The following is a 13,037-nucleotide window of genomic DNA, read 5'->3' on the forward strand; positions in this document are numbered from 1 at the left end:
AAATATATCAAGAAATTTAGGGATATATCAATAAATCAACCAAGAGGGTGTGAGAGATCGGTGAAATCTACCGGAACCGGGTACTTGTCTATTCAACTAAGAGCCCTTCAAGTTGAAGATTTTCCTATGGTGGAAAAGTGGAGCAATGATCATGCTTTCTGTCTTGCGAATGGTTGGGAAATTGATAGAAACGAGGATGAACTTTTTTCATGGTGGCACAATTGTGTACATAACCATCCCCATGACTTTGTAAGATTAGGAGTCCAATATGAATCAAGGTTAATTGGCTATGCAGACCTGGCAAACATCAATGGTATTAGCGCTGAGATTGGCATCGCCATAGGGGAAAGTAAATTATGGGGACATGGAGTCGGTACGGAAGTTGTGAAGCTATTAATGGTCAATGCAACCGAAAAGTTTGGCACTGAAATATTTGATGCAGAAACGCATGAAGCTAACACTCGCTCTAAAAAAATGTTAGAAAAACTTGGATTCACCGAGATTAGTAGAATTGGATCTGAAGTATACCAGGGGATAGAAAGTCAGTTGATTCAATTCAGATATAACAAGGGGGAATAAACAATGGTACAAACAGAAAGAGTGACACCAAAACACATCATTTCGGCAGCGGCAGTTGTCCTGAATGACAAGAATGAAGTGCTTCTAATTAAAGGCCCAAGCCGTGGATGGGAGATGCCTGGCGGACAAGTGGAAGAGGGAGAATCACTGAAGGATGCTGCCATCAGGGAAACGAAGGAAGAGTCGGGAATCGATGTGGAAATCGTCAAATTCTGTGGAGTTTTCCAAAACGTCAGTGGCTCCATATGTAACACGCTTTTCTTAGCTAGAGCGGTTGGCGGGACACCTACTACTTCACCTGAGAGCTTGGAAGTTGGTTTTTACCCTATAGAGCAAGCGTTGGAAATGGTAACATATAAGAATTTTAGAGAACGGATTGAATATTGTTTAAAGGAAGAAATGGTTCCGTTTTACATAGAGTTTAATTAACTGGAGTGATCACGATGAAGCCAATTCAGCTTGAAGAAATTCCAATTGTAATAAAAGATTATGTGAAAGATATCCATTCCATCACCTTCCCCCGCCAAGGGTGTACATCTGATGTTGGAATCATTCAAAGTGACAACGGGCGATATGCTCTAAAACGAACCAAGACACAACAATTCAATGCGTGGCTAAAGAAAGAGATCATGGTATTAAGAAGCTTGAATAAGGAAACCTCATTGCCCGTTCCGAAAGTTGGAAAATTTGTTGAGGTTAATGGGCAAGCTTGGGCGCTACTTGAGTATTTAGAAGGGGAAACCATCAGGACTGCGTTAACCAAAACCCATCATAAAGGCAATCGTGAAGAGTTGTTAAGAAACTTTGGTAAAGTCATGTCTGATATCCATGCTACCCCGTGTCCGGAAGCCTTAAAGAGCGAGAAAATTTGGTTGGATGATATGCTCGATCAAGCAACATACAATCTTCAAAACTACGGGGTGGATGGTTCGGAAGACTTGTTGGAACAAATCAAGGAAAACCGACCTGGTAATAGAAAACAAACCCTTATCCATGGCGACTTGACGATTGATAATGTATTAGTACATAACGGAGAAGTCACAGGAATCATTGACTGGAGCGGGGGAGCATTTGGCGATCCAAGGTACGATGTATCTTTGGCTATTAGGCCAAAACACCACATCTTTGAGTGGGAATCGGATAAGTTATGCTTTTTTGAAGGGTATGGAGGAAGCATTCTGACTGAAGGGGATTATGAATATTTCATTAACCTTTATGAGTACTTTTAGAGGAGGGAGTGTGCAATGATCTTAAGGGAGCCAATTGCATCCGGTAATACTGCCGATATTTATTTGCATGAGAACCAAATCATCAAAATTTTCAAGGACCATCTACCAGATACCGAATCAAACTATGAAGCGCAAAAACAAAGGGTTGCCTTTGAAAGCGGTCTGCGCGTGCCTAAAATACTCGATGTCAAAAAAGTAAACGGAAAACAATCCATCATCATGGAATATGTGGAGGGGAAAACACTAGGCGAACTCGTGACAGAGAACATGGATCAAGTAGGGTCTTTTCTGGAAATGTCGGTTAATATTCAGATGGAAATTCATGCGGTGCTTACTGAATCGTTGGTACCTATGCGTATCAAACTGCAGCGGCAAATAGAAGCAGTTGAAGGATTGGATGAGCAAGTAAAATGGTCATTGCTAAAGAAACTGGAGTCGATGGACGTGGAAAAAAGACTCTGCCACGGGGACTTCCACCTCTATAATTTGATAAAATCAGATGATGAGGTTTTCATCATCGATTGGGTCGATGCAAGTGCTGGGGATCCGCGAGCAGACGTATGCCGTACATATATACTTTATTGCCAGGTTTCAATAGACATAGCAGAATTGTATTTGAATCTATATTGCGAGAAAAGTGGTTGGAGCAGAAAAGAAATACTGGAATGGGCACCAATCATTGCGGCAGCGAGACTTTCTGAAAATGTCGCAACGGAAGATTCAGATAGGCTGATGAAATACATAGTAATGGAGGAACATAATTGATGAATCAAGCATCTTTAGAGTACTGGAATAATTATTGGAAAGATCAAGAAAAGCCTGAAAGAGTAACAGCTTGGCAGTTCGGTGGTAGTCCGGACTACTTGGCGCAATTAGTTATGGATGGAGTGAAAAAAGCGACTTGTTCTGGCTATATCTTTTATGAAGTGGAGAATGAACCTCTACCAACAACAGAAGATTACAGTGTTGTTCTGAACAGTAAAGACGAACCTGTAGCCATTATTAAAACGGTGGATGTTCAGATCATGCCGATGAACGAAGTACCAGAAGAATTTGCGATTTCAGAGGGAGAAGGAGACCGAACATACCAATACTGGTGGGACGTTCATGTGGAATTCTTTACTAAGGAATTGCGTGAAATTGGGAGAGAATATTCCAAGGATATGCTCTTGGTTTGTGAGCGATTTGAACTGGTCGATGTAAAAAGATAAAAAAGAGGTGCTTTTATGGATGTCAAATACTATTGCGACGGTGAGCTAATCTATGAAACTCACACATCTGATTTGAGCGGACTTATGATGGCGATTGAAAAATCAAACAGCATTCATTTCGAAAATGATGCCTATACTTTTGACGCCTTTTTCTTAAATCATTACGAACAAGATGGGATCTGGTTTGAGGAATTGGTGGTTTATTTGGTGAAATGATAAATGAAAAACACACGAGATTGCATACTCGTGTGTTTCAATCATGTTTAGAATTAGTAACTTTTCGCACCAATATATTTGTCCTTCCAGTAGGAACTTCCAATCTCACTTGTTGTCACGCCTTCTGTGGATGATGCGTGGATGAACTCCCCATTACCAATGTATAAACCGGCATGACTCGGTCCGTTTCCTTCAATATCAAAAAATACAATATCACCGACAGCTGGTGACTCTACTTTCGTTCCTTCTGCATAAATGTCTTTTACTGTTCGTGGAAGGTCTTTGTTTTCTGCTTCATCAAAGATATAGTTTAAGTAGCCGCTGCAGTCAAAGCCTTCTTCTGGCGTTTCCCCACCCCACTGGTAAGGCGTGCCCTCATATTTCTTTGCCACTTCGACAATGTTTGATTCATTACTTTCAATACCTAACGCTTCAAATGTTTCCTCGCCAGCAATACCATTTACCTTGAGGTCATTATCAGCCTGAAACTTTTTTACGGCATCAGTTGTATATTCTCCATAATATGTAGTAGTTTCGCTATAGCCGAAGTATCCTTTTTTATCTAAAATTCCTTGTAATTCTTTTACATCCTCATGATACATTCCGGGTTCGAGCGTTTGATCTCCAAGCTCTGCATGACCGATCACCGGATTGAACGCCAATACACCTGCTAATGCTAACCCTGCTGTTAATCGTTTCAAACTATCATCCCCTTATCTATGTAATCTGACCTGTCCCATACTAACAGGCCGAGATGACAGCGAGGTATTAAAGGAGTTACATAGGGATAACAATTTGTGAGGTTGAATGTAATATTTACTACCATTTTATGCTGATTCTACTTCTTTGTCCTCATATTCCATAGTCAACTTAGACAACCATCTAAAGCTCCAAGTTATGAAAAACGAGCACATGCCGAGTATAAAAAAGATGACCCGTATATCTACCAATTCGGCTAATATTCCTGTCAAAAACCCCGCTAGAGGCAAGGTTCCTAGCCCAAGCATGGAAATTAACCCATTTACTCTCCCAAATAGATGAGAAGGTACAAGCTTTTGGCGCATTGTTTTAAAAAGAACATTAAACATGATGACAGGTGCACTCTGAATGGCAATTGCAAATAATAGTGTCTGCCAGTTCCAGCTCATAGCGACAATCATGATTCCAACCGCACTAACCATAATATTGAGCAACATCAATCGAATAGGATTGCCTTTATCTCCTCTATAATTAACATAAGCAATGGCAGCTACCTGGACTAAGGCTGCACCTCCATACACCCAACCGACCTCTTGGGAAGAAAGGAGTAGTTTTTCACGTGAAAAGTAGATAAGCATACTGATTAATGCCCCATTTGCCACATTTACCATAAGGACAAGAAGAGTGAAGGGTCCAAGTAATGTGTGGTTCTTCAAAAAGGTGGCTCCTGCCTTTAATTGCCCCCAGGATTTAGACTTGGTTTTAATAGGCGTTTCCTTTACCAGGAATTTAAGAAATAGAACCGACACTGCAATAGGTAAGAAAGAAATTGCATCGAGTAGTAAAACGTTATAGACGCCGATATGCGTAATTAAAATTCCCGCGAGCATACTGCCGAACAGGACAGAGGAAGTGTCAATGAATTGGTGGGTTGCATTGACCTTCATCAGCTTCTCTTTTTTAAAAAGCTGTGGTACCACCGTGGAATTTACTACAGAATAGGTAGCTCCTACACAAGCAATCAGGAAACCAACAGTATAAATATGCCATAATTGCAATACTCCCAGCACATTCATGAGTGGGATGACACCAGCAAGTGCTCCCTGTAAAAGTGCACTAGAAAACATCATTAATCTCCTAGGAAATCGATCTGCAAGCACTCCCGCAATGGGTGAAACGAATATGAAGGGCAGTGTTTGAACGAAAAACATGATACCCATGTTTGCAGCTGACTGCGTTAGTTCGTAGATAAGCCAAGGGATGGCAATAATATAGAACTTATCTCCGAGCTTTGATAGTGCAGTCCCTGTAAAATAAAGAATAGCGTTTTGCTCGCGCCAAATGGACTCTTTAAACATTTCTCTCTACCTCTCTTTTCTGATTTATCCTAATTATCAGCTATCTACAAAGGGGGAAAAAGGGTAAAATTAAGTTAATAATGTCCCCTTTTAGGAAGGTGCAGCAAATGAATGATCGATATATCACACTGAGGGCCAATCTTCATCATTACAAAGGAAATCATTGTTATGAAGTAAAACTGGAGGACCTGGATGGTATTTGGTTCTGTACGAGAAAGAATTCCAAGCGGATTCTAAAAAAACTCGAGAGAGCCGGACAACTCAAGTATCAGCCTGGCAGGGGAAGAGGAAATGCTTCTCAAATCACCTACCCAATTGAGTTCCAACAAGAGATGGATACGTACATAGAAGAGTGTGTAAATAGGGGTGATTTAGAAAGTATAGCTCAAGTTCTGCGGGTACCAATTCCAGAGCAGTGGGTGATGAATTTCTCTTTAGAGATACGTCAACTTCTGGGATTGAAGCGTGATGAAACGGTCTCAAGGGATGTTTTGCATACCTTTAGAGCTCGGGACATCACAACCTTGGACCCATTACGTGTTTCGGTATCATTAGAAACCCATCTTATTGAATATCTGGGTGATACACTTGTACGTTATAACAGGGAAGATGATTGTTTCGACCCTCATATTGCACATCATTTTGATGTAGCAAATAATAATAGAATATGGACATTTTATTTACGTAAAGCGGTAGCTTTTCATCATGGTGGGATTGTGACGAGCAGGGATATCGCGCATACAATCAACCGGATGAAAAACAGTCAGCATTCATACTCTTGGCTAGCAAGGAATATTACCAAGATTAAGTGTTCCCACCCATATAAGGTGGAGATTCACCTAGCGGAACCGAATCCATTCTTCTTGCGGTATCTGTCTGCTCCGCATTTTTGCATCCTACCAGAAGATATAGAATTTAATGAATATCAATGGATTGGCACTGGACCTTTTCGACTAAAGGAAAGAACGGAGCACAAGTTAGTGTTGATGGCTAATGATGTCTATTTCAAAGAGCGGCCGCTTATAGATGAAATTCACTTTTACAAAGTAACTCATGAGGCTGCTAAAATTGTCTATCTATCCAACAAAGAAGAAGTGGACAAGATTGAACCTAGAAAGCATAAAATTAAAGATGCAGGAATACGATTGCTTTCCTTTAACCTTTTACGCTCTAATGTTGTTAAACAGCATTCATTTAGAGAAGCAATCTACCATATTTTTAATGTGAGAAAGATGGCTAAAGAACTCGAGTGGGAGGTATTGGAAGCTAGAAGTTTTGAAATCGAGAAGGCTGGGCCGCAGCTTAGGGACCTTAGCAAAATTCCATATTTATTAAAAATTTCGGGATATAAGGGAGAGGCCTTGAATCTGTATCATTTTGTAAACCAGCATGCAGTTGTGGAAGCGGAGTGGTTGAAAAAAGAGGCATCAAAATACGAAATACTTTTAAATCTCCATCCGATTACTTTTCAAGAATTTACAGAAAATGGAACGGAGCATGACATCGACTTATTAATTATGGGGTTATCTTTGTCCTTTGATAAGCATCTTGCATTTTCCTACGCTTTCCGCAACAAAGCGCTACTGTTCAATAGATTGTTTGATAGGAAGATAGATCGTTATATTCAGGAGATGTTGACGGCTTTTGAGCTAACAGAGGAGCGAACTAGAAGAGACGAAATAATGGAAGAGATGGAGCAGTATCTTCAAAAGGAACATGCCATTATTTTTTTGTATCATCCTATTGTGACAAGGGCACTAGATCCTATTATCCAGGACGTGGAATCCAACTCATTCGGGCACTTGGATTTTCGGAAGCTTTGGGTTAGGAGTTAATAAAATGAGAAAAACGCAGGATAGCAAGAAATAAGTACTCTATGAAACATAACTAATGGGACGGTTCTAGCATTCCTTAAATATTTGAAGAAGGAAGCAGTTGAACCGGCCACTTTTTTGGAAATTGTTGTTGTTTAATGGTCTCATTTTTTTCTATTAATTATGGAGATTTTTTCAATAACTTAATGATTACTTCATTTTGTTTAATAATGACTTCGTTCTGTTTGCTTGTTTTATGTAGGCCTTTTGATATTTTAGGTAGGTAGTATAATACCAAGATACCAGCGATTAAAAGTAAAAGAACTATTATTTCCAATGATTTCAACTCCTCAAAGCTTATCTTGCTTAAATACGAAAATTAAATGACTAGACAACTGCTGTAGTCCTTATATCTATACATTACGGTAGCATAAACTATTTATGAAGAACAGAGGAGGTGATTAAGAATATGAAAAATCATATTTTTGAATCTGAACGATTGATATTAAGAGTTTTAGATAGTGGAGATGTACAGTACCTTAAGAGAATTTGGGGGGATGAAGAAGTTATGGGGCTCTGTTTAGGTGCCACTTCTCACGAAAAACTCCCCAATATAATTGAATTTTACAAGAAGTGTGAAGTAGACAAGGGCTTATCAGTGTATGCGGTTGTTGAAAAATATTCTGGAAATGTCATTGGCACTGCAGGCTTCAATGTGGCAGATTCCTTAGAGAAAGTGGAGCTTATTTATCATTTTGTTAAAGAGTCTTGGGGAAAGGGCTATGCTTCAGAAGCCGCTAGGGCGTGCTTGGAAATCGCAAAACGTAACCATGCAGTAAGATGTGTCTTTGCTTCTGTAGATGCAGCCAATAAGAATTCCTTAAAGGTATTAGAAAAAATAGGGTTTGAGTATAAGGGAATGAAGTGGTTTGAGGATACTCAACAAGAGGAGCCTTATTACGAACAAACGCTGACGTAAGCTGAATTAGCCAACTCTTATTTAATGATAGAATACATGAAATTGCCATAAATAGAGATAGTAATAATCTTCTCAAGAGTGTAAAATTATCTCAAATCAATTCGATTTAATTTATGTTAACAGGGGGAAAGAACGACACATAGAATACAGTTGACTATCGTTGCATAGAGTTCAGGTTATTTTTTCAGAATATTAATAACACTATAAAAGAGGTTGATGTTAGTTGACGAAGGATACAAGAGATTTAACTGTTAAGGAACAGACTATTTTCCCTCATGTTGGCAATAAAATAAAAACAGAAGATAGAGAGATAGCTATCATTGCACGAATGGAAGAGCCGCTTGTTGTTGTACTTGCAAATGTCCTTAGCGATGAGGAATGTGATGCGCTGATTCAATTGTCCAAGGATAAGATGAAGCGTTCAAAAGTTGCTAATGGCATGGAAGTGGATGCTATTAGGACAAGCAGCAGTACTTTTTTCCAAGAAGGCGAAAATGAGCTTGTGTCTCGTATTGAAAAAAGAGTTTCACAGATTATGAATGTACCTGTGGAACATGGGGAAGGTTTACAAATCCTTAACTATCAAGTTGGCCAGGAATATAAAGCGCACTTTGATTTCTTCAAGTCTTCCAACAAGCCGGTAAGCAACCCCCGTATCAGTACACTAGTCATGTACCTGAACGATGTGGAAGAAGGCGGAGAAACGTATTTTCCTAAGCTGAAATTGTCAGTTTCCCCACAAAAGGGAATGGCAGTTTACTTTGAGTATTTTTACGACAATCAAGAACTGAATGAATTGACCTTACACGGCGGATCACCTGTCGTGGTTGGGGATAAATGGGCGGCAACGCAGTGGATGAGAAGGAAGAAATACTAGAATTTGATGGCGCTGATCTCTTTGGAGGTTGGCGTTATTTCATGTTTATGAGTAAGTTTGACCACAAAAAAGGTCCAGCAACGATTTTGTTATAGCTTTTTTCAAAATACTGTCGGATGTGTAATGAATACTGTCCAAAACTCATCAAATACCGTCGGAAATCACTATAATACAAGCCGTTCGACAAACGCTCCAAGGATCCGACACAAGCTCCCGGAAACTTATCCCTCGACCAATACGTCATATAAATATAATAGAAAAGGACTGATACTAAAGTGGACTACATAACACACCTAAGATCAATGGTAGGCAACGAAAACGTAATAATGGTAGTTGCTGGAGCATTTGTTTTTGACTCAGATGGAAAGCTCCTTTTACAACAACGGACAGATAATGCACAGTGGGGCCTGCCTGGAGGCTTCATGGAGCTTGGTGAGAACATAACTGATGCGGCACGAAGAGAAGTCCAAGAAGAAACTGGTCTCCATTTAGAACAGCTTGAGCTTTTCGGAATCTACTCAGGACCAGAGTATGATAAGACATTCGCAAACGGAGACCAAGTCTCTTTAGTACAAGTACTTTTTACTTGTAAGCGATATAGCGGAGAACTAGTCACAAGTAACGATGAGTCACTAAAAAATGAATTTTTTCATCTAGATAGTTTACGGGAAAATATCTTTACCGAGCATCAAGTATTCATTGAGGATCTTGTGACAAAACAGATCCTCCCCATTGTTAAATAAAGGAGAGGTGGAAACCTAGTGCCTATTTCAGATTATTACCGTAAGTTACGTGAAAAAGTGGGGACCGACCTCCTGCTTCTCCCGAGTGTTGCAGCAGTCATCAGAAATGAAAAATCGGAAATATTGTTTCAATATCCTAGGAACAGTGAGTACTGGAGTTTGCCAGCGGGTGCCATTGAACCAGGAGAATCACCAGCTGAAGCAGTAGTGAGGGAAGTACGGGAAGAAACAGGTCTGACAATAGAGCCGATCAACATCATTGGTGTTTTTGGCGGGGAGAAGTTTCGTCACATTTATGCAAACGGAGATCAAGTAGAATACCAAGTAACCATATATGAGTGCAAAATAGTTAGTGGTACCTTGGAAGCGATGGATGGAGAGTCGGAGAGGTTGCAGTATTTTAAAGAAGACAACATTCCAAAACTCGCGTTGTCGTATCCAGATGGGGTATTTAAAGCAAATTTAGAACGGGGCTGTTAGTGTTGAAAAAAAGTATGTCTTTATTGGGGATTTGTATTGTTTTTACTTTCCTGCTAGTTGCGTGTTCTATGGAGGAAGGGAAAACGGCTGTTGTGAACGAGGATATAAAAGAAGCTGTAGTATATGACGCTGAAGAAGTCATTGAACAAGTTGTGATTAATGAGATGGAGAGCTTCTCAGAAGTGAAAGGCTCATCTGAAAAGACACTAACAAATAAAGAAGATATTAAAATTATTCAAGATGCATTCTTGAATGCAAACAAAGAACCTGGTGTAGCTGATATGTCAGATCCTCACTATAAATTGTTGGTGGGTGATAATTCATACTACCTTTGGATTCACGAATCCTCAGGAACAATTATGAACAGGAAGGATACCCATGTCATATATTCTTTTTCCGAGGAAGCAGCACAAGGTGTATATAAATTATTGGATAGAATGTACGGGGGGAATAACAATGACCAATAAATTCTACATAGCATCAAGCTTCAGCAATATAGAAAAAGTGCGAGAAGTAAGTAGTCTTCTCAAAAATAAAGGCTTCATCCAAACCTATGATTGGACCCAAAACGAACGCGCCGCCACTTTAGAGGATCTAAAAGAAATCGGCGAGAAGGAACGTATTGCAGTGCTAGAAGCAGACTTTCTCATCGTCTTATTGCCTGCCGGAAAAGGCAGTCATATAGAATTCGGGATTGCCCTTGGTCAAGGAAAGAAAATATATTTGTTTTCCGAGAATGATGATATAGATAACTTTGAAACAACCAGCACATTTTATCATTTAGACAACGTTGAAAAGATTGTGGGGACTGTAGAAGAACTTATGGAGAAGATAAAACAATACAATTGAATACCTACCCCACTATAAATTTCCATAAACACGACACATCTCCCAGCAACCCTACCATCTTTTATTTAGTAAAATAAGGATATAAAGATAAATCCTAACAGGTGAAAAGAGGAGATGTGGTTGGGGACTAACCTGAATTCTAAAAAGTTTTTATTCTATTTTTTTGGAGGCTATATATTCTTGATTGTGGCGCTCATCTTTTTTTCTTCTTCCGCGGATCTTACCGGTGGAGGTAGCACGGAAGATCTTGTGCAGTCGTTTGAAGAGGGGATGGCGCATACGGAGAAAAAGAACGAGGAGAAAGCGGAAAAAGAGCCGCTATGGGATGTACCGAACCATATTGCTGCTCCAATCCTCATCATGGCATCCATACTCGATATTGTCATAATCCTCCTTTGGGCGCGTACCGAGAACAGAAAGCGAGAGGCTCAAGAAGCTGGAAACATTCCTGTAAAGAAGAGGTGGACAGATAGCAAGTGGTTCTGGCATATCATAGCATTGGGAATTGTTCAGCCGAAGAATGGTAGAATAGTAGTTAATTGGCGCAATCTAGTGGCAGCTTTTGTGCTGTTGACCATATTGAAATTTGCTATTTTAGACCAACTGTAAAAACGGAGGTATCTTCCATGAAAATCGCATGCATCGGGGACAGTTTAACAGAGGGGAGACCAGGCGTTTCCTTCTTTAACATATTAATAAAGAAATACCCAGACATAAAATTCGTCAATCTTGGAAAGGCTGGCGAAACGGTTAAGAGTTTACATACAAGACTGAGCAAAAATAAATTAGATCAAGATTATGATCTTGCTTTTCTATGGATTGGTGTCAATGATATATACTCAAGACTTTTAAAAGTACAGGCTCAACCCATCACTAGAAATTCAGAAGAGTTCCGGGAATTCTACGAACATGTACTAGAATTAGTCATGCAATCTTCCAAAAAGGTGGTGGTCGTTTCTCCAGCTTTGATTGGGGAAAATATCAATTCTTCGAACAGAGGATTGCTAAATCTTTCTATGATAATAAAAGAAATGTCACAAGAGCATAAGAATACTACATTTATTGATTTGCACCAATCATTTACAGAACAACTAGAAACTTTGCGCACAACAGACTACCTCAGTACAAGCGTAGGAAGGTTAGTAAAGGATGTATTTTTCTATAAAAGTCCGAAGCGTGTAGACCGGCTGGCAGAGGAGCGAGGACTGCATTTAACCCTGGACGGCATCCATCTGAACAGTAAGGGTGCAAATATTGTGGTGGATAAATATAGTCAGATAATAGAAGGGTTTCAATCTAATAACTAGGAACATAAAGAGGATGTGCTCTCTTCATATTTTCTGCAAACTTTTTGGGTACACTATTTGTATAGAACTCAAAGGAGGTTGTATTACATGAAAAAAAGAAAGCTATTAGGAGCACTAACCATGGCAGCGGCCATCACATTATCCGGCTGTGCAGCAGGTGATAATGAAGAGGCAGCGCCAAACAATAATCAAGCAAATAATGCAGAAGAAGAAGAATCCCATGATGGTGGACACGGTGATCACTCTGGCATGGATATGTCCGGTTCAGGTGAGGTTCCTGAAGGGTTGAAAGAAAAAGAAAATCCAACTTTTGAAGTAGGCAGCACTGCTACCATTACAGAAGCTCATATGCCTGGTATGGAAGGTGCAGAGGCAACCATTGTAGGAGCCTATGAAACAACGGTCTACTCCATTTCATATGACCCGACAGATGGCGGGGAACGAGTGGAAGATCATAAGTGGATTATCCATGAGGAAGTAAAGGATGCTCAAGAAGAGCCATATGAAGTTGGCGATGAAGTAGAAGTGGACGCGGATCATATGGAGGGCATGCAAGGAGCTACTGCAACGATCGACTCTGCGGAAGAAACTACGGTTTATATGGTGGACTTTACCCTCACTGACAGCGGAGAAGAAGTGACGAATCATAAATGGGTGACCGAGAGTGAGTTGTCAAAAGAAGAATAGAAAGTAAAA

At 39.9% G+C, this 13,037-nt stretch carries 18 protein-coding genes; 16 read left to right on the forward strand and 2 right to left on the reverse strand.

Translation table 11 applies throughout. The features are described from left to right. The first annotated feature begins 60 nt into the window (after positions 1-60). The 6 genes from K7887_RS04625 to K7887_RS04650 are packed head-to-tail and all read left to right on the forward strand — an operon-like array spanning position 61 to position 3,235. Positions 61-579 carry a GNAT family N-acetyltransferase gene (locus K7887_RS04625; protein WP_223492414.1) on the forward strand — a complete coding sequence of 173 codons (519 nt, stop codon included), beginning with the start codon at positions 61-63 and terminating at the stop codon, positions 577-579. 3 nt (positions 580-582) lie between these two features. Then, positions 583-1,008, forward strand: a complete 426-nt coding sequence (locus tag K7887_RS04630; protein WP_223492415.1) for an NUDIX hydrolase — start codon at positions 583-585, stop codon at positions 1,006-1,008. A 14-nt stretch (positions 1,009-1,022) separates the two neighbouring features. Continuing rightward, positions 1,023-1,808 carry a phosphotransferase family protein gene (locus tag K7887_RS04635; RefSeq protein WP_223492416.1) on the forward strand — a complete coding sequence of 262 codons (786 nt, stop codon included), beginning with the start codon at positions 1,023-1,025 and terminating at the stop codon, positions 1,806-1,808. A gap of 15 nt (positions 1,809-1,823) precedes the next feature. Continuing rightward, positions 1,824-2,573 carry a phosphotransferase family protein gene (locus K7887_RS04640; protein ID WP_223492417.1) on the forward strand — a complete coding sequence of 250 codons (750 nt, stop codon included), beginning with the start codon at positions 1,824-1,826 and terminating at the stop codon, positions 2,571-2,573. Continuing rightward, positions 2,573-3,019 (forward strand): ASCH domain-containing protein, encoded by a 447-nt coding sequence (locus K7887_RS04645; RefSeq protein ID WP_223493579.1) that lies wholly within the window; start codon positions 2,573-2,575, stop codon positions 3,017-3,019. The genes K7887_RS04640 and K7887_RS04645 overlap by 1 nt, the downstream gene beginning before the upstream one ends. 15 nt (positions 3,020-3,034) lie before the next feature. Further along, complete coding sequence (locus K7887_RS04650) at positions 3,035-3,235, forward strand: hypothetical protein (RefSeq protein WP_010198799.1); 201 nt, start codon at positions 3,035-3,037, stop codon at positions 3,233-3,235. 53 nt (positions 3,236-3,288) lie between these two features. On the opposite strand, the gene K7887_RS04655 is transcribed toward K7887_RS04650, so the two are convergent. Together K7887_RS04655 and K7887_RS04660 are read right to left on the reverse strand one after the other, a co-directional pair. Next, a complete protein-coding gene (locus K7887_RS04655) occupies positions 3,289-3,936 on the reverse strand; it encodes a C40 family peptidase (protein ID WP_223492418.1) in 648 nt (215 codons plus the stop codon). Positions 3,937-4,062: 126 nt separating this feature from the next. Next, positions 4,063-5,292, reverse strand: a complete 1,230-nt coding sequence (locus K7887_RS04660) for an MFS transporter (RefSeq protein WP_223492419.1) — start codon at positions 5,290-5,292, stop codon at positions 4,063-4,065. Between the two features lie 107 nt (positions 5,293-5,399). Between K7887_RS04660 and K7887_RS04665 the strand changes: the two genes are divergently transcribed. From K7887_RS04665 to K7887_RS04710, 10 genes are all read left to right on the forward strand, one after another. Further along, entirely contained in the window at positions 5,400-7,127 is a 1,728-nt protein-coding gene (locus K7887_RS04665) for an ABC transporter substrate-binding protein (protein WP_223492420.1), read from the forward strand. 448 nt (positions 7,128-7,575) lie between these two features. Continuing rightward, positions 7,576-8,085, forward strand: a complete 510-nt coding sequence (locus K7887_RS04670; protein ID WP_223492421.1) for a GNAT family N-acetyltransferase — start codon at positions 7,576-7,578, stop codon at positions 8,083-8,085. 223 nt (positions 8,086-8,308) lie between these two features. Further along, positions 8,309-8,962 (forward strand): 2OG-Fe(II) oxygenase, encoded by a 654-nt coding sequence (locus K7887_RS04675; RefSeq protein WP_223492422.1) that lies wholly within the window; start codon positions 8,309-8,311, stop codon positions 8,960-8,962. Positions 8,963-9,237: 275 nt separating this feature from the next. Then, positions 9,238-9,705: an NUDIX hydrolase gene (locus K7887_RS04680; protein ID WP_223492423.1), complete on the forward strand. Its 468-nt coding sequence runs from the start codon at positions 9,238-9,240 to the stop codon at positions 9,703-9,705. Positions 9,706-9,723: 18 nt separating this feature from the next. Continuing rightward, on the forward strand, positions 9,724-10,185 hold the full coding sequence (locus K7887_RS04685) for an NUDIX domain-containing protein (RefSeq protein WP_223492424.1): 462 nt from the start codon (positions 9,724-9,726) through the stop codon (positions 10,183-10,185). 2 nt (positions 10,186-10,187) lie between these two features. Beyond that, positions 10,188-10,652: a YhfM domain-containing protein gene (locus K7887_RS04690; protein ID WP_223492425.1), complete on the forward strand. Its 465-nt coding sequence runs from the start codon at positions 10,188-10,190 to the stop codon at positions 10,650-10,652. After that, positions 10,642-11,034 (forward strand): group-specific protein, encoded by a 393-nt coding sequence (locus K7887_RS04695; RefSeq protein ID WP_223492426.1) that lies wholly within the window; start codon positions 10,642-10,644, stop codon positions 11,032-11,034. The genes K7887_RS04690 and K7887_RS04695 overlap by 11 nt, the downstream gene beginning before the upstream one ends. Before the next feature lie 120 nt (positions 11,035-11,154). Beyond that, on the forward strand, positions 11,155-11,643 hold the full coding sequence (locus tag K7887_RS04700) for a hypothetical protein (RefSeq protein WP_223492427.1): 489 nt from the start codon (positions 11,155-11,157) through the stop codon (positions 11,641-11,643). A 17-nt stretch (positions 11,644-11,660) separates the two neighbouring features. Continuing rightward, positions 11,661-12,341: a GDSL-type esterase/lipase family protein gene (locus tag K7887_RS04705; protein WP_223492428.1), complete on the forward strand. Its 681-nt coding sequence runs from the start codon at positions 11,661-11,663 to the stop codon at positions 12,339-12,341. Positions 12,342-12,428: 87 nt separating this feature from the next. Further along, a complete protein-coding gene (locus K7887_RS04710) occupies positions 12,429-13,028 on the forward strand; it encodes a YdhK family protein (RefSeq protein WP_223492429.1) in 600 nt (199 codons plus the stop codon). Positions 13,029-13,037 lie beyond the last annotated feature (9 nt).

The sequence above is a fragment of the Sutcliffiella horikoshii genome, from assembly GCF_019931755.1.
In the GTDB taxonomy this organism is placed as follows: domain Bacteria; phylum Bacillota; class Bacilli; order Bacillales; family Bacillaceae_I; genus Sutcliffiella_A; species Sutcliffiella_A horikoshii_E.